This window comes from Rummeliibacillus suwonensis, from assembly GCF_007896435.1.
Classification (GTDB): Bacteria; Bacillota; Bacilli; order Bacillales_A; family Planococcaceae; genus Rummeliibacillus; species Rummeliibacillus suwonensis.
The window spans coordinates 2,535,532-2,553,427 of sequence record NZ_VCBL01000001.1; the positions used below are offsets into that span (position 1 = coordinate 2,535,532).

The 17,896-nt window shown below is 35.1% G+C and carries 13 protein-coding genes; 1 reads left to right on the forward strand and 12 read right to left on the reverse strand.

The window, feature by feature from the left end; translation table 11 throughout:
* Window positions 1–5: 5 nt before the first annotated feature.
* From FEU33_RS11615 to FEU33_RS11670, 12 genes are all read right to left on the reverse strand, one after another.
* Window positions 6–1,454, reverse strand: a complete 1,449-nt coding sequence (locus tag FEU33_RS11615) for a lipocalin/fatty-acid binding family protein (RefSeq protein WP_146549526.1) — start codon at window positions 1,452–1,454, stop codon at window positions 6–8.
* 13 nt (window positions 1,455–1,467) lie between these two features.
* The gene (locus FEU33_RS11620) at window positions 1,468–2,313 is read right to left on the reverse strand and encodes an ABC transporter permease (protein WP_146549527.1); all 846 of its coding nucleotides are present in this window, start codon (window positions 2,311–2,313) and stop codon (window positions 1,468–1,470) included.
* Entirely contained in the window at window positions 2,310–3,245 is a 936-nt protein-coding gene (locus FEU33_RS11625; RefSeq protein WP_146549528.1) for an ABC transporter ATP-binding protein, read from the reverse strand. The genes FEU33_RS11620 and FEU33_RS11625 overlap by 4 nt, the downstream gene beginning before the upstream one ends.
* Window positions 3,242–5,617: a hypothetical protein gene (locus FEU33_RS11630; protein ID WP_146549529.1), complete on the reverse strand. Its 2,376-nt coding sequence runs from the start codon at window positions 5,615–5,617 to the stop codon at window positions 3,242–3,244. Before FEU33_RS11630 ends, FEU33_RS11625 begins: the two co-directional genes overlap by 4 nt.
* Before the next feature lie 500 nt (window positions 5,618–6,117).
* On the reverse strand, window positions 6,118–7,260 hold the full coding sequence (locus tag FEU33_RS11635; protein ID WP_146549530.1) for an N-acetyldiaminopimelate deacetylase: 1,143 nt from the start codon (window positions 7,258–7,260) through the stop codon (window positions 6,118–6,120).
* Between the two features lie 14 nt (window positions 7,261–7,274).
* Window positions 7,275–7,988 (reverse strand): 2,3,4,5-tetrahydropyridine-2,6-dicarboxylate N-acetyltransferase, encoded by a 714-nt coding sequence (gene dapD, locus FEU33_RS11640; protein WP_146549531.1) that lies wholly within the window; start codon window positions 7,986–7,988, stop codon window positions 7,275–7,277.
* Window positions 7,989–8,050: 62 nt separating this feature from the next.
* Window positions 8,051–8,947, reverse strand: a complete 897-nt coding sequence (locus FEU33_RS11645; RefSeq protein ID WP_146549532.1) for a transcriptional regulator CcpC — start codon at window positions 8,945–8,947, stop codon at window positions 8,051–8,053.
* A 318-nt stretch (window positions 8,948–9,265) separates the two neighbouring features.
* Window positions 9,266–9,709 carry a cyclic-di-AMP-binding protein CbpB gene (gene cbpB / locus FEU33_RS11650; protein ID WP_146549533.1) on the reverse strand — a complete coding sequence of 148 codons (444 nt, stop codon included), beginning with the start codon at window positions 9,707–9,709 and terminating at the stop codon, window positions 9,266–9,268.
* A 310-nt stretch (window positions 9,710–10,019) separates the two neighbouring features.
* Window positions 10,020–10,256, reverse strand: a complete 237-nt coding sequence (locus FEU33_RS11655) for a short-chain dehydrogenase (protein WP_146549534.1) — start codon at window positions 10,254–10,256, stop codon at window positions 10,020–10,022.
* 784 nt (window positions 10,257–11,040) lie between these two features.
* A complete protein-coding gene (locus tag FEU33_RS11660) occupies window positions 11,041–13,032 on the reverse strand; it encodes a sensor domain-containing protein (protein WP_146549535.1) in 1,992 nt (663 codons plus the stop codon).
* A 539-nt stretch (window positions 13,033–13,571) separates the two neighbouring features.
* The gene (locus tag FEU33_RS11665) at window positions 13,572–15,683 is read right to left on the reverse strand and encodes an RNA degradosome polyphosphate kinase (RefSeq protein WP_146549536.1); all 2,112 of its coding nucleotides are present in this window, start codon (window positions 15,681–15,683) and stop codon (window positions 13,572–13,574) included.
* Between the two features lie 3 nt (window positions 15,684–15,686).
* Window positions 15,687–17,225: a Ppx/GppA family phosphatase gene (locus FEU33_RS11670; protein WP_244951014.1), complete on the reverse strand. Its 1,539-nt coding sequence runs from the start codon at window positions 17,223–17,225 to the stop codon at window positions 15,687–15,689.
* Between the two features lie 139 nt (window positions 17,226–17,364).
* Here FEU33_RS11670 and FEU33_RS11675 point away from each other — a divergent pair, with 139 nt between their 5' ends.
* A complete protein-coding gene (locus tag FEU33_RS11675) occupies window positions 17,365–17,835 on the forward strand; it encodes a YkyB family protein (protein ID WP_146549537.1) in 471 nt (156 codons plus the stop codon).
* Window positions 17,836–17,896: the final 61 nt, after the last annotated feature.

The window sequence follows — 17,896 nt, forward strand, 5'->3', positions numbered from 1 at the left end:
TCCTACTATTTCTCCACCGATGAAAAATATTTTTGTACGATTTGATGTAGCTCTCCCGGAAGTTGCAATCGCTCTGTTGTTTGCATATAAGAATCCTTATAATTGCCGATCACTTCTTTGTATGAACGAACGGATCCCTTGGCAACTTTTCCATTGTCGCTTTGTTGAATAGATTGGGGATCACCATCACTTAACTTGCCCCTATCAGTCGTTGTTTTTCCTTTTTCACCAATACGATTAGGAATCGCTACTAAATCTCGATTGCCATTCCCCAAACCTGCACCAGACCCAAGACTTTTTTTAGTACCATTTCCTAAGTCACTAGAATTTCCTGAGCCATTGCTGCCCCCATTGCCATCACTATTTCCATTACTATTACTATTTCCATTACCGTTTTGATTGCCACTACCATTGCCATTATTTTGATTGTTGCCTTGTTTTTGACCATTAGCTGAACTTTGATTATTTGATTGTGAAGATGAGGATGAATGATTTTGGGTAGCGTTTTGATTATTGTTTGCTGTACTATTTGTATTCGTTTGTGAAGTTTGATTGCTATTTTCCGTTGCTGTTGGATCAGATTGCATCGACTGATTAAGAGCAAGCTGTAAATTCGGACTGATCGATGTTCCAGATTGATTCAATGCTTTTTGGGTTTGTACAGCTTCTTTTGAAAGCGATGCTACTGTTTTGGTTAAATCTTGTAACTGCTGCTGCTCCTCTTTTGATAAACCTTTTTCAGTTGATGCTTCCTTATCCTCCAGTTTTTGTTTTTGAATCGCTAATTCTTTTTGCTTTTTGACAAGTGCTTGTAATGCTTCTTCCGTTGTTTTTGATTTTTTCAATTCCTTTCGAAGCTCTTCCATCGATTTTTTCGTTTCTTTTGTTTCCGCTCTCTTCTCCATATCCTTGACTGTCTTTTTCATGTCTGCTGTTATACGTTTTTCTTCTTTTACAGTATTAGCATATTGCTGCGAAGAAGAGGGAAATAATGACAGTAACGATATTCCTAAAATCAGGGCTATGCTCGCTGTAATCGACTTTGTACGCCATAAATTCTTTTTACGTTTGTTATATTCAACGACTGCATCTGCCGCTATTTTCTCCGTTTGGATGATGAGCTGCTGCGCTAGAGGTGAATTCAAATCCTCCATCGAATAAACGGTACGCAGTAAATTATCAGGGAAATAATCATCCAAAACATTTAAAGTCTGTTTTTTGGTTGGACGTTTCCACCATAAATAGAAAGCTGCCATACAAAATGTTATAGCAGCTATTCCGATCGTCATTTCTTGATAAAAAGGAAGAACAAAAAAACGAGAAACAAACATGATGATGAAAGCCAATAACAATATGTAAGCAATCATACGTTGACTATTCTTCAAAAAATATTCAACCATCATACTGTATCGAGCTTTTTGGACTGCTCTTGCTATTTGACTACGTTTACTCATTTGTTGCCCTCCTTTATTTTTTCTTTCTCATATTGACACGTAGCTTTTTCACGGAAATCAATAAACAAATGATCGTGATCGCCATATAAAAAATGAGATATCCAGCCCAAACCGGAAAATGTATTTTTGTTATTTCAAACAGTGAGTCTGACATTTCTGGTGTGATCAATGTTAACATCAAAGCGATTGGATTAATCATTGCCCAAAAATGTGAAAAAGGCGCAGGATCATGATTTGGCAATGAAGAATTTCCCATCGTGCTAATACCAATGACAAAGAAAAATGCCGTAATCCCTGTTAAAAATAACATGGCTCCATACGTCGAAATCATCGAAAGGATTGTTTTTCGAATTAACGTTGAAAACATCACACCAATACTTGCAATGGCTAGCATTGTTACGATCAAAAAGGCAAATATAATGAGTAGCTGTCCAGGTGAAATGCCACCAAATAGGAAAACGAGACTATAAAGTGGTAACCCTGCAATAAGTAATAACAGTAAAAAAATGATGGAAGAACTCATTTTCCCAAAAATGATTTGAAACGAACTTTGAGAAGAAGTAAGCAAAATATTCAAAGTCTGTTTTTCACGTTCCGTACTAATGGCGCCTGCAGTCAACCCTGGTGTGATAAATAAAATCAATGCCAATTGTACATAGGTCAACATGCCAAACAAAAGCACACTTTGTTCCGGATTAATAAAACCGTTCCCTGTAAAATTCGTGGAAATAAAGATAAACCCAAAAACAAACACACTCAATACAAGTAAATAAAATAGGATCCCTGCAAAGCTTTTAAATGAACGGAAACGAAGCTTCAATTCCTTTATTAAAACGGGATTTTTAAATGTTGATTTCATATTTTCTCTACCTCCTCCGTTATTGCCATGAAGACATCTTCTAAATCCTTCTCATCTTCTGCAAAGGAAAGTATCGGTAGATCCATTTCGACCATTTTCCTCAATAGTTTCATTTGTTCCTCATCTGAACCATTGAATCTGAATTTTATTTTTTGATCGATTACTTCAATAGAGGAGACAAATGGATTTTCCTCAAAAAATTGTTTTGCTAAATTCATATCATAACCCGCTTGATATTTGACCGAGATAAACTTCTCGCCCATTATCTGTGCTTGGATTTCAGCTACTGAGCCATGTGCTATTAGCTTTCCACTATCAATAACACCTATTTCGTCACACATTTCTGCAAGCTCTGGAAGAATATGCGATGAAATCAAAATAGTTTTGCCCATCTCTTTTAACTGTTTCAAAATGTCACGCATTTCTACTCGGGCTCTTGGATCAAGACCTGATGCAGGTTCATCTAATATTAACACCTTCGGATCATGGATCAATGTTCGAGCAAGGCAAAGCCGTTGCTTCATCCCTCTAGACAATACATCGACATATTCATAGCGTTTATGTGACAAGTTCACCAGTTCTAATAATTGAGGAATCAATTTCTCCCTTTGTTCTGCAGGTATCCCATAGCTAGATCCAAAGAAATCTAAATACTCCTCAGCCTTCAATTGATCATAAACTCCAAAAAAGTCAGGCATATATCCAATCAGCTTACGAACTTCTTCAGGATTTTGTGTTACGCTGATACCATTTATATACGCTTCTCCATCTGTTGGCTGCAATAATGTTGAAAGGATTGAAAACGTCGTTGATTTACCAGCACCATTCGCACCAACAAAGCCAAAAACGATCCCCTCTTTTATGGTAAGATCCAGACCGTGTAATGCATAAAAGGAGCCATACTTTTTTGTTAACCCTTTGATTTCGATCATGGTTTAACCTCCCCTTTTAATTGTAAGGAAGGAATTGTCGTACTTGGATCATCAGACATTTTCCTTTCTAGTTTAAATTTCACTTGACCATCATTCGAAATATAATCTTTAATATTTTTCGTTAATGTAAATCGTCCATCATTGATCTCCTCATAACTTGATGTTTTTACATTAAAAATTTGAAGCAAAAGATTTTTTGTATCCGTGTTAGCTAATTGTAATTCTGTCCAAGCGATTTTTTTGTTTTGCAACATGTCTGGTATCGTCCATACAAAATCATATGTCCCCTCTTCGATATGCCAGATTGAACTGTTTTCCAAATCCCTCTCTGCATAGCCTGAATTCGAAGTAGAATAAATATCGGCACTCATCGAATTCGCAGGTAATACGAACTCGCCCGATAAATTGGTTTTGGGACTAAAGCTTTGAACAACCAAGTTGATAGAGGACATATCAGCTTTACTATTTTTCAAAGAAATGGGTGTAATAGATTCATCTACCCAACCAACAAGTGCAGGCTGCTCCTTATTTGCGATTAAATCATAAGCAGAATACTTTAGCATTTGCTGACGACTTTTTATAATATCGTCCTTATTCTTCACTTGACTTGAATAATTTGTTGTAACTGGCATAGCAGGTAGTAATAGGGCACCATTTATTGTTTGAGTTACTTTTAGTGTTTGTTCAGGCTTTATCGTACCTAGTTTTAGCCATTGACTACCATACCAAATGGATACATCCTTTACTGTATAAGGTAAATTATTTGTGATATTCCCTTTTAATACGCTGTCCTCTACCTCTAAATCTATATTAAAGCTACCTATATTCTGCATTTGCAACTGCCCAGCTATAGTGGAGACAGACCAATATCGATTATTACGTATAGTAACCCTTTTTTCGTTTTGGAATTGTTCTAATATTCCTTGTTTATGAATAACTCCTCCTGTATCGAAATTACGTAACAAAGTCGCCGTACTATTCGGTGAGAGGGCAAATGTAAAATCTCCACTTCGATTGGTTAATAATGAATTTATAAAATAGCCATTCAGACTATCATCTTCATCTATTTCATATACAGCAGATTGTTGAATTTGCGGCTTTGATAGGCGATCCTTTGCGCCATAAGCAAATACTAAAATAGATATAAAAAGTGAAAGTGCTGGAATAATCCACCAAGCATACTCCCTCTTGTCTTTCTTTTTTAAAATAAAATACAAAAGTGGTCCTACAATGACAATATAAATAATAATGATGATGATTAATAATATTGTTGATACTTGGAACGTAGGAAACAATTCATTCGCATATGTATCACCTTCGATAAAATTCGTATACTGAGGATCTGTCTTCATATTACTAATGGCATTAATAGGAATAACCTTTTGTAATAATGGCTCATAGTCCTTTTCCATTGAAAGTGGTTCATCGCCTAAAGAAAAGGTTGTTTGAATAATTTGTCCATTCCCCAGAGTACGTTTTGCAGCTAAAATTTGCTGGTCAACTTCTAACACTGTTTTTGCTTCTTTATCCGCTTTTTGAGCCGCATAAGTCATAACATCATTAGAAAGTTTGACACCTTTTATTGATTTTTGGATATCCTTGGATGAAATCATCCTTGTTTGATCATTTAACGATAACGGTAAATCATTTTTAAATATTCCAATTTCCCCATCTAAATTATCAGAAGCTCCAATAACGATTGTTCCACCTAACTTCACCCATTCGAGTAAAGATTGTTGTTCTTCTTCCTTTAAAGATGCAATCGAATACTCGTCCACAACTACAATATCAGCGACCGACCAAGCACTCGCAGTTGTAGGGATCAAGTCTTGTTTTATTTGACCAAGATGAATGATTTCCGTAGAATTGTTTGTTGCCAATTTAGAAAGGACAGATAAACGATCGATGCTATTCGTAAACGTCAACACGAATGTACTTTCTCTTTCATACATTTGTGGTTTAATCACATCATCGCCGGTAAAACTAATTTCCTTGCCTGTTTTCCAATTTTCATCGTAAATATGAATCATTTTGTTTGAAGATATACCATTCGAATACTGAGTTGAAAAATAATCTAGCATGATTTTAATCGTTTTTGTTTCATTAGCTCCTATTTCTAATGGTGTAACGATTCCCATGCCGCCAGAATATCCTTGTTGACTGTCAATAACAATATCACCTGAAAACGCATCTCCTTTATTTGTAACAGTCAACAAAACCGGTAGTCCTTTTGTATCTTTTCCCTTATTATCAAAACCTGCGCTTACCCTAACATCTAAATTTGATTTTGCAGACACATTTAATGAGAAGGCTGGGAATATAGCTAAAAATAAAATTATACATGTAAAAAATACTGCTATCCTCTTTTTCAATTAAATACCTCCTTTTCTTCTCTATAATACAATTACGAATTTCGAACGAGGAAGGTTCCATATTTATAAAAAACACTAAAATATTACATGATTCTACAAAATGAGGGGGACTATTTTTAAAAGTAAACTATCACGAACGATTGCTCACTTATACATAAAAAAGGTTTTTGTACAGAAAACCTATGCCTCGGTCGATACATGCACCATCATCGTCTATGAAAAAAGAGTACAATTCAGTTTGATGATACTGAATTATACTCTTTTGCTTTTCAATGATGGATTTCATTCAAGGCAGATGCTTTTAAATCCTGATATAGGCTATGGGTGCTACTTGTGCCTTGATGTGGAGACTTACTGCCCGTTAACATGGGGGATAGTGATACTTCACTCAGAGGGGGTTCCTTATCTCCACTGAGTGTTAGTTAAACCAATCGGACTTTTACAGGCAGTTGTTCCCACATATTTTCCCTGTTTTCTTCTTAAGTCTCAATGTGGGAACTCTACTGCCTGTTAAAGCGGGGCAAACCATAGTGACGTAAAAATTGTTCAACAAATCGAACATTTACCTCAATTAGATCTTCATCTGGTTGAATAGAGGCATGGTGTAAACCAAACTCTGTATTGGCGCCTCCCCAGAACATCGCACCCGGAATATCTTTTAAGAAGAATCCGAAGTCTTCACCGGTCATTGCAGGAGGGCATTCATAAGCAACTACTCCTGCAGTTTCTTCAGCACATGCTAATAATGCTTTCGCACATTGCTCTTGATTATACACTTGATAATAGGATGAACCATAGTCGATTTCCACTTTACATTCAAAAGCAATCTCCGTTGCTTTACACAATGCTTCGATACGTTTTTTAATGAGCGACATAGATTCTGCGGACATTGTACGGATCGTACCCTCTAAACGCGCATTTTCTGCAATAACATTTTGGACATAGCCTGAGGTCATCTTTCCTATTGTAATCACACCACTATCTAACGGATTCAAATTACGACTAATAATCGTTTGCAGCTGAATCATTAAATTGGCAGCTGCTACTGACATATCCTTTGTAAGATGCGGATATGCAGCATGTCCACCTACTCCATGAAGATCGATAAACAATTCAGATGTATTGGCAAATAACATACCCGGTCTTGTAGCTACCGTTCCAACCGGATACTCTGGTGCAATGTGCATCGCAAAAATATAGTTAGGTACTAAATCTGGACGTTCTTTTTGCATCCATTCAAGCATAGGTTTTGCACCACCAGGACCTTCTTCAGCAGGTTGAAAATAAACGATAATCGTATTTTCAGGCTGTTGTTGAGAAAAAGCTGCCACTAGCCCAAGCGCAATAGTCATATGGAAATCATGTCCGCATGCATGCATAAATCCTGGGTGTTCTGATGCATATGGCAAACCCGTATTTTCCGTAATCGGTAATGCATCAATATCTGTACGCCAGCCAACCTTCAATTGGGGATTTTTCCCTGCGATTGTAACAATGATACCTGTTTTCCACGTATCAATTTTAAAATAAGGCTTCCATAATTGTTCAATGATAGTAAGCAAATATTGATGTGTCTTTTTTTCCTGAAAACCTATTTCAGGAATTTTATGTAAATCCCTTCTAATTTCCAATAAGGACTTCATCGTTTCAACACCTCTTATAATTGACGAAGATCTTGCATAATTTCTGTTTTGGATTTTGTTTTTTCATCGATTTCTTTAATGACTTTTGCTGGTGCACCGACTACGACAGTATATGGAGGTACATCTTTTGTAACAATGGCACCCGCTGCCACAACAGCACCTTCACCAATTCGGCAGCCCTCTAAAACGACCGCATTTGCCCCAATCATCACATTATCTTCAATAACGACTGGATCTGCGCTTGGTGGCTCAATAACACCTGCAAGAACAGCACCTGCACCAATGTGACAATCTTTCCCCACTGTTGCACGGCCACCCAATACAGCATTCATATCGATCATTGAGCGATCCCCAATCTCAGCACCAATATTAATAACGCTTCCCATCATAATAACCGCATTATTTCCAATTGTTACTTGGTCACGAATAATGGCACCTGGTTCGATACGTGCGTTCACTTCTTTTAAATCTAAAGTTGGAACTGCTGAATTACGGCGATCATTCTCAACCACATAATCCTTGACAACATCTTTATGTGCTTCTAATGTTTGTTGAATTTCTGCCCATTCACCAAATACAACAACAGAATTGCCTTCTCCAAAAACTTGGCTGTTTTCTCCAAATGCTAATGATGAGACATTTTCACCTTTCACATATACTTTTACTGGTGTTGCTTTCTTAGCATTTGCTAGATATGAAATGATTTCTTGTGCGTTTAATTTTTGCATTCAACAATTCCCCCTATAATCTTGAAAATATGCCCTTATTGTACACGAAAAACAGGAATATTTCATTTGTTTTTTGAATAATCATACAAACACTCTGCATGTTTTTTCACTAGTTTCACAAAAGCAGCCACTTGTCTAAGCTCAAATGATGACTCATAGCCGATCAACCATGTATCACGAGTCAGTTCAAATTTTTCTTCGTTATTCGTCAGTTGAATTTTATTCACTTCTTCTTGACCACTTAACGTAATCGATGGCAAAATGGCATAGCCAATTCCATTCAATGCCATTTGTTTACAAGTTTCAATTTGATCAACCGTAATTTGATGGCGAGGATTAGATGGAAAATGCCGTTGCCACCATTGTTGAATCTCTTGATAATAATTTGAATCACTTTTGAATTGGATAAAAGGTCTATCCGTTTTATAAACATCGTCTAAACAAGTGATTTCTGTATCTACTAAGTATAATGTATCCCTAAAAAGATGTTGCTTTGATCCTTTCCAATCCGTGTGACCACGTACAATCCCAACATGCGCTTCACCCTCATAAAGTGATTTAACGATTTCTGAGCTCCACCCTGTAATCAGTGATATTTTAGCATCTGGATATTGTGTCACAAAATCTTTTAACACTTTTGGCAACCAAGTGTGTCCAACAATAGATGCACAAGCAATTTTCAATGTACCATGCACCTTGGAATTTAAGGATTGAATAGTCTCATATATTTCTTCTTTTTTGACGATCATTTCTTTAGCAAATTGAATGACAAGTTCACCCGCAGGGGTAGGTGCCAATCCCTTTTGTGAGCGTATAAAAAGCTGAGCACTCCAATCCTTTTCAATTGATTGTAAACGCTGGGATAGTGCAGGCTGAGACAAAAATAATCGTTCCGCCGCCTTGCGCATATTTCCTTCTTCAGAAAGCACTTTGATGATTTGAGCCTCTGTTGTTGTCATCCAAAGGACCTCCCCTTATAAAATTCAGTCATATACTTATCTTTATACAGAATAGAGGAATTATCAATTCTAACGTTCTCATTAAGGAAAATACAATAGCCAAATATCCTTAAATCATATTTTATATCCTTGAATAAACATTTTAGAAAAAAATAGGAACGCACTTTCAAAGAAGCGTCGTTTCTATTTTTTCAAACATTTACCAAATCAAAAAATCTGCTCAATTCTATACATAAGAGTGAGCAGATTTTCACCAAATAGTGGAATCATTTTTGGAACTATAGAGGCTTTTTCAACAGACCCTCTCAATCTCCAATATTAATAACTAACTTGATAGATATATTTTTTTAATTGTTTTAAAATAACACGTCTCGTCATAATCCCTACAAATTTTTCTTCATTATCTAAAACACATAAGAAAGCATGGTTAATGACTAAGTCTAACGCTTTTTGAAATTTGTCATGAATATTAAGTGTTGCTACTTTCTTGTCCATAATATCATCTACTTTTATATCGTTTAATTTCTCGAATTCAATATGATCTAATCCTAATATAGATTCTGTAATCATACGCATACTAAGTAAACCGTGAAGACAATATTGTGTATCCAACACTGGTATAGAAGAATAGCCCGTTTTCGTAAGTACAAGTAAAGCATGTTCTGCATTATTTCCTAATTGCACATGTGCAACTTTTTCAGAAGATATAATCAAATCAGCTATGGGTAACTCAAGGAAATCTTTGCTAGTCATAGAAATCATAATATTCTACTCCTTCACTTGCTCAAAATTGAACAAAAAACTTCAATTTCATCTTACCATATATTATTCAAAGATTTCCATTGGAGCACTTAAAGCGTTTACAATCTTTTCATATTCCATCAAAAGTTACATGTCTATTGAATTGGCTTATCATCGTAACTTGAGGTTGACCTGTGCTCTGCCAGCGTACTTTCCAAGGAGCATTTGATAAGTCATTAATCTCCCCCCTAGAAGTCAACTGGCTCTGCCTCAGTCCATCTACACTACATGATAAAATCAACTCTTGCTTTTTACGAAGAGCCATTAAATTTTATTTGTATAATACGATATAGTAAATGATGACAATCCCCATAAAAATGCCTGAAATAATGTAACACCATATAATTGGATTTAACATCGTTGGATTATTCTCAACTGTTTTTGAGTAAGATTCATCATAAGAGCCATTTTGCGCTTCTTGTTTTTTCGCAATACGTAAAGTCCAAATAAATGAAACAGCACTAATCAGTATAACAACAAAGATTAAAGGCCAAGTCCATATACCCATTAGAAAAACCTCTTTCTTTTTTCTTTAGTATGGCTTTATTTGTTTTACTTTATTCATGGTTCTTATATGACACTAGATGGGTTTATGATCTGATTTCTGACTACGGATTGCTCACTTTCCTGTGAGACAGTAAATGGACTTCTCCGAATCGACTAACGAAGGAAAGACGTATGTATTTTTGAAATCTCAAGCAATCTTCCATTCCAATCCATAAAATAGAAAGGCTTACTCGCTAAACAAAAATCGGCTCAATCATACTTTAAAAAGTAAAATTAAACCGATTCTTACTAATTAGTTGCAGTATTATTTTGTAGAAAAAGATTTTTTAGAAGTTTCCCCATATCTCAGTAAAAAATCTATAAACATTCTTTTAAATGAATCAATTTCATAAATCATTTTCTTCTTAAAAATACGAACATTTAATAATAACTAATTTTGATAATTGTGGAGCGGAAGACGGCGACTCCTTGAAAATGCATGCATTTTCTTCGTGCGGTGTTAGTTCAGGAAGTTTATTCAAAGTCCTACGGGAAAAGCTTGAGCTGAAAGCCCCGCAGGAACGATTGAAGGGACAAAGCCTAAGTTCGCCACGTCCTGTGGCAACGGCTTCGGGGTCAACATCGTGTCGACCCGAGGAGATTGAAGCCAAGCCCGTGGAAAGCGCCGTCTGGAGCGAAACAAAAATTTCTGAATATTAATGTTCATGTTGATTTAAAATGTTCGTGTTTTTTTATCTGAATTTTGCATTATGAAATTGATTCAAATAAAAAGATTTAAAAAATTTTTAGGTTAATGATACTACTTTCATAAGTTGTTCTACCGATACTGGTTTGCTAAATAAGAACCCTTGAGCTTTTTTGCACTGATACTCCTTCAAAAATCTAACATGTTCTTCTTTCTCTACACCTTCTGCGATAACATCTAGCCCAAGACTGTGAGCTAGGTGAACAATCGTCTTAGCAATCGCTCGATCTTTTTCATCATTATCCATATCTCGAATAAATGATTGATCAATTTTAATGATATCAATCGGGTATCTTTTGATATAGCTCAAAGAAGAATAGCCTGTACCAAAATCATCGATTGAAATAATAAGCCCCATGCTTTTAAGCTGTTTCAATATGGTCATTGTATCTTCTTCATCAGTCATTGAGCTTTCTGTAATTTCGATTTCCAGCATTTTAGGATCTATGTCATACTCTTTCAAATACTGAAAAATTTTAGATGCTAACGTATCTTCTTTAAATTGTTTAGGCGAAATATTCACAGCAATTCTTATATTCGAAATGCCTAGTTTTTTCCATTCTCTTAACTGTTTGCATGCTTGCTCTATTACCCAGTTCCCAATTTCAATAATCAGACCTGAATCCTCCGCTATCGGAATAAATTGTCCAGGTGACACAAATCCAAATTTAGGATTTTGCCATCGAAGTAATGCTTCGCAACTTGTAATTTTTCCTGTTTCCAAATCAATTTGTGGCTGATAATATAATATTAGTTCTTTTTTTTCTATCGCTCTACGCAAATGCGCTTCCATCAGTGCTGTATTTTGAAATTGATCTTCCATATTATTTTGATAGAAATGGTATCCTGACCTTCCTCGTTCTTTCACATAGAGTTGGGCCTGACTTGATTTTCTAAGAAGTTCATCAATATTTCCGCCATCATTTGGAAAGGTTGAAATACCAATGGATGTTGAAATAGATATTTCTAACTCTTCTACAATAAATGGTTCTTTAATAATATCCATTATTTGTGTAGCAAAAAACTGTATACGTTCATTTGTAGCATTTTGTAAAACAAATATAAAATTATCACCATTTTGTCTATACAAATGTCCACAATCGTTTGTTATTTTAGAGATGCGATTGACTACTTCACATAAAATGTGATCTCCTATAGAAGATCCATACGTTTCATTAATTTTTTTAAAACGATCTAAATCTATCGCCATTACGGCTATTTTTTTGTTTTTTTGCTTGGCAATTTTAATATCATTCAGAAAATGTTCAGAAAGCGCTTTATTATTCCAAGCTCCCGTTAATTGATCATGATAGGATACATATGAGGTTTCTTCGCTATAAGATGTGACATCACGCAATAACAATAATATTTTGCTAATCGTTTGATGTTCTATAATCGGTATACTTCTAACAACAATCATTAAAGTTCTTCCTGCAATTGTCTTAATACCACAATTAGTTAATTCAATAGGCTTATGTAAAGCAACAGTGTCTTCAATTAATTTTTGAATCGCATTCTTCGAAAAAAATGGGATAAAATCATATAAGGAATTACCAGTCACATTGGCATTTTTGTAACCAAATTTTGCCTTTGCTGCATTATTTGTATTTAAAATAGTACTATCTGGTGTAATCATTACAATTGGATCTAAATTATGTTCAAACAAGGCATTGAATAACGGACCTTGTTCTTCCTTATGTATGGTGCAATAATAATAAAAATTTTGTTCCTCTTGCTCAACTAGTACGGTTACTTTATGATCATTATCTATATCCTTAGTCATGATATTACTATTCATACTTAATAGTAATGTTTTTAGTGTTGACCAAACTTCATTTGGCAAGTAGTTCTCTGCCAATTGCCTATCTTCTAGGAGATTTCCAAATTGCTTTTGACAACGATCACTGGCAAAAGTAATATAAAATTTATCTTTCAATCTATGAATCAACAAAGTTAAAGCATTAGAATCTATTCGACTATTATAATCAGCTAATTTTCGTAAAGCTATCAGGTCTAAAGTTGTTTTTTTCATGTAATGCCTCCCAATGAAAACATAAACTATATTCCTATCATAATAGATTTCAAGTAAAATTTATATAAAAAATAGTGAAATCATTAAATTATTTCATGCAAATGTTACTAATATGATTAAAATGCCTCAATTAGATTGTTCAAAAAATAGGAATTTAGCTTCACACTAAATATTTTTGAATAAAAAATCTTTAAAAGGTTCACGTCATGTCAGAAACAGTATAAAAGGTAAAGTGAAACTTCTTATATGGAGGACTTTCTTCATTCTCTACTGCAGGCACTTTGAACTAATTGAATTTTTTACAGCCCCACTACTCTTATCTCCTACTTTTAAGAATGCTCTGTGACATGCTACGTAGATTCTAAAAAAAGCACAGAACATTAACATTTTGTACAATGCTGATGCTCTGCGCTTTTCTTTTTATAGTTTTTTTGAACAACTCTCGCCCATTTTGTAGAATAGGTTCAAATTGCCTTCAGTTGATACTTTTATCGCCAATTTTCTAAAGGATTTGGATATCTGGATAAATGCTGTTTCTTTTACTCCTCATCGATCAGTCCATGGAAAGCTTCTTTTAAGAAGATTTCTTGGCTATTAATCAACCGTTCAGAATCCTTCTTTTCTTTATAGCGATAAACACCATCTGGACCCTGAACGCGTGCCTTTACATTATCGTTTAATTGAGTTTTTAAGATTTTTATGATTCTTTTTTTGATTCCTGTATCAAAAATCGGGAATAGAATTTCAACCCGCTTAACCATATTTCGCGTCATCATATCTGCAGAAGATAGATATAATCGATTTTCTCCATTATGACTGAACCAGTAAATGCGTGAATGTTCCAAAAATCTTCCAACAATGCTTGTAACCGTAATATTCTCACTAATACCTGGTACACCTGGTTTTAAACAACAAATTCCACGAATGACTAAGTCGACTTTAACTCCCACAATAGAAGCTTCGTACAATTTCATGATCAACTCTTTATCTGTTAAAGAATTCATTTTTGCACGGATATGTCCTTTGCCATATTTCTTGTGGCATGCAATTTCTTCATCGATCAATCTGATAAATTCGTTTCGAATATCAAATGGTGAAACAACAAGATGATGGAAGTTTGGCTTTTCAGTATATCCACTTAAATAGTTAAAGAAATTCGTTGCATCGATCCCGATTTTTTTATTTGTCGTAATAATCCCCATATCTGTATAAATTTTCGCAGTGGCATCATTATAATTTCCCGTTCCTAAATGGACGAAACGCTCAATCCTTCCTCTGCGTTTACGAACGACTAACGTAATTTTAGAATGCGTTTTTAGATTATGCATGCCATAAATCACCAAACAGCCTGCTTGTTCTAGCTCTTTTGCCCAATGCACATTGTTCTCTTCATCAAATCGTGCTTTTAACTCTACTAAAACCGTAACTTGCTTGCCGTTTTCTGCTGCCTGTTTCAACGCTTGAATGACAGGGGAATTACCGCTTACCCGGTATAATGTTTGTTTGATCGCAAGAACGCTTGGATCAACAGAAGCCTCTGTAACAAAATCAACAATTGGCGCAAATGATTCATATGGATGATGGAAAAATAGATCTTGCGTTAATGCTTTTTCAAATAAATCTTCATCTGATTGTAAATCTAAAGGCGCTTGCGGTATAAAACTTTCATATTCTAGATATTCTCTTCCCTCACCAATCACTTTGCAGAAAGAGAATAAGAAAGTTAAATCTAATGGGCAATCTATGTTGTATACATCTGCTTCCCAGTCTTCTAAAACTTTCAGTAAGTATTGTAAAACATCTTCATCCATCTCGCCTGCTCGAACCTCAATACGGCTGACAGCGCCCCATTTTCTCTTTTTCAATTCTTTTTCGATTTCAACAAGAAGATCTCTTGCACCCTCTTCATGAATTGTTAAATCTGCATTTCTCGTCAAGCGGAAAGATTGGACTGATTTTACTTTATAGCCAAAAAACAATTGATCGATGTTTGCAGTAATCACATCTTCCAATAAAACGCCCCGAATTTCATCTTGAGCAGAAGGAATTTGGATAAAACGCTCTAACACGGAAGGCACTTGAACAACTGCTATTTTTTCTCGGAATTCAGGTTCTGCATCCTCATGCTCAAGCAGTACAATAAGATTCATCGTTTTACTAAGCAATGTTGGGAAAGGACGATATGCATCAACTGCTACAGGTGTCAGTACTGGGAAAATGATTTCTTCAAAATATTTATTTAAGAACTCTTTTTGTTCTTTGCTAAGACTACTTGATTGCTCTAAATAAACTTTTTCTTTCGGTAGTTGTTTTAAAACCAAGTCTTTATACACTTCGTTTTGTCGTGCGACAAGTGCTGCTGTCCGCTCAAAAATACGTGATAACTGTTCCTTCGGTGTAAGTCCTGACTTATTTTCTGGTTTATGAAAACCTGCTCTCACTTGATCTTGAAGACCTGCAACTCTCACCATAAAAAACTCATCTAAATTGGAGCTGAAAATGGCTAAAAACTTTAATCTTTCTAATAATGGATTATTCGTATCTTCTGCCTCTTGCAACACCCGTTCATTGAATGCTAGCCAGCTTAGCTCACGATTATTGTAATATTGTGGTTTGGCAATTTCCTCAAAATCTATTTTTGTAGCTTCCATCATTTATCCTTCCCTTTCAATGAAATGTAAATTGACGTTTTCCAGAAATAATCTATCGATATGTTTTTTCTGCCGATTTACTCTGTATATTTCTGCTAAAGCACTGCCTCTTGTATGGATAAATATATCTATTCCTTGATCTTTTCGTTCAATTTCAATATCTTGTACAATCTTTCGTTTGGACGCATCTAAAGCATACGCAAATTTAAGTAGTGCCCCCATTCCTTGAATCTGCTTCAACTCTGCTTCGGTAAACCATGTCATAAACGGTGTCACATATCTTTTGAATTCATCCCTGTTTTTGTAGGATGCTAATAGGGCCAAACGTACTCGATCTTTATGATTTAAACCATCTATCGAACGATTAGATAATAAATAAAATGTATGCTGACTTGCTGAATCTGTATCAATGTATTCTCCTAAATAAAATAACTTTGCAGCTTGTATTAACGTCGCAAGATCTTCATCAGAATAGTGTAACGCATCATGTTGGCAAAATTCTCGATATACCTTTTCACAGAGCGATGTAAAATACTCATTATGTTCTTTTGATTTTCCAAACTCTTGCGCTAAAAAGTCTACATTTGATTCAAAAACATGGTATTTATCAAAAGCATTGGGGTCTTTTTTTAATATTTTTTCAATCACTAGACCTTCCCTTAGCCCTTTTCGACTGAATTGAAAGATCGGACTTTGGGTAACGTCCATCAATGCTTGAAAAACTTCTAATACAGGCGCAATAATATCTGCCCTATCACTGGATAAACCATCGAGTTGTTTTAACTCCTCAAAACTTAACTCCGCAATTTCTAAGCGAATCGCATCAAAATCCTCTTTTGTCATTTTATATTGGTGAATACCTGAAATCGGATAGTCTTTTTTACGCTGATCCATTTTAGCCATATTACGTGCACTACCGCCGATGCCAATCACAGGCAACCCTAGTCCTACCAGCCAACTTAAGGATAAAAATTGTTCTTTCGCAAACTGATAGATTCTTTGGCGCTCTTTGCTCGTTAACGTATCACCCTTCATAAATTGTTGTTTTAACGAAACTGAGCCAAAAGGAAAACTGTGTGAATACACCAGTTCTTTGTCTTTAAAATATGTAACCTCAGTACTTCCTCCGCCCATATCGATCGTAACTGCTGAAGGTGTTGATAATGTATGCACAACCGCAAAATATCCATAAAATGCTTCTTGTTTTTCGGACAACAACCTGATATCAATGCCGATCTCTTTTTTCATTTTCTCTAAAATTTCCACACCATTTGTTGCTTGACGAATAGCAGCGGTTGCAGTTGCTAACACATCTTCTATACCATAGTCATGTAACATTTCTTTAAAGGTTTCTAAAATAGTTTGTAACTCTGCGATACCTTGATCTGATAATCGACCATCTGGTAATATAAAATTTCTCAAACGAGCAACTACTTTAATATTTTCAATTTCTTTCATTCCTCGTTTTACATCATACTTGTACAACACTAATCTAATCGTGTTCGAACCTATATCAATAACAGCTATCTGATCAATTTTCACTTCATCACATCCTTTTGCTTCAGCACTGACTATATACAATGAATAATAATATTGTTATCATAGTATATTATAAATTGAATGATCAGAAATTCCCCTCGCATTCAATATTATTGACTTTCTATGAAAGGTAGGTTTTTTCATGAACAATCAGTATAAAAACGAAGAAATAGCTACAGCTATTTATACGATTAACAAACATGCAAAAACAGCCCCCGATAATCAACCACTGTACACCTTAAAACGCCTAGCTCTCGAGAAATTGATTCATTTAGGTCGTGCTAAAAAGTTAGGTCTACATTTTGTCAAAAACCCACGTTATAGTCAACAACAATCCACTGTGGTCATTAAATGTGCCGATTATTATTTTCACACATTACCGAAAAAGGAAGACTTTAAACGATTACCCCACTTAGGACATCTTGATGAAACATATCGCAATCCTCGTAGAAAAATGAGTCTTAATATTGCCAAGAGTATACTGAAGAATTTCTTAGATTTAGAATATTCTCAACAATCGCCTAAAACAAGCAGATTATCACCAAAGAAAATTTATGATGAAAAAAAGAAACATGATTATTATAAAAAAACGAGTTATTTTTATGGCCATTGATGCTAGTTTATAACATAAAAACCGGAATCTAGAAGAAACAGATATCCGGTTTTTTCAACTT